The 515-nt window shown below is 58.6% G+C and carries 1 protein-coding gene; it reads left to right on the top strand.

From position 1 onward, the window contains the following. The coding region (locus LC073_RS21565) for a phage tail length tape measure family protein (RefSeq protein WP_226649698.1) at positions 1 to 515 on the top strand (515 nt) is incomplete at both ends.

The raw sequence follows: 515 nt of genomic DNA, 5'->3' as shown, positions 1-515 counted from the left end.
GTCACAGGCGGCGGTTTGGCCTGGGCTGGCTTCGGTGTTGCTATAGCGGGTGCCACAGCGCTGATGTACAAGAGTGTCCGCGCCGCCGAAGAAATGGAGCGGGGCCAGCTCAAGATCGAAGCGCTGCTAAAAGCCACCGGTAATGCCAGTGGCCGCACGGCAGACGAATTGGATGAGCAGGCCCGTTCGGTGGCTCGCAATACCCTGGCCAGTATTTCCGGCATACGCGATGCGCAGGGAGTGCTACTGACATTTAAGTCCGTGCAGACCGATGTATTTGATCAGGCCATTGTGCTGTCGCAAGACCTGGCGGCGGTGATGGGTGGCGATGCCAAGAGTGCGGCACTGCAGCTAGGTAAAGCGTTGGAAGATCCGGCAACCGGATTGACGGCATTAAAGCGTTCTGGGGTTTCTTTTACCGAAGTGGAAAAGGAACAGATCAGGACCATGCAGGAAAGCGGCCGCGTAGCCGAAGCGCAGCGCTTTATTCTCGCCAAGTTGGCCCAGCAGGTGGG

Origin of the sequence: Microbulbifer variabilis (assembly GCF_020524905.1) — a bacterium.
Taxonomy (GTDB): Bacteria; Pseudomonadota; Gammaproteobacteria; order Pseudomonadales; family Cellvibrionaceae; genus Microbulbifer; species Microbulbifer variabilis_A.
Note: the sequence above shows the minus strand (reverse complement) of the source record. Positions and strands in the feature narration are given on the sequence as shown.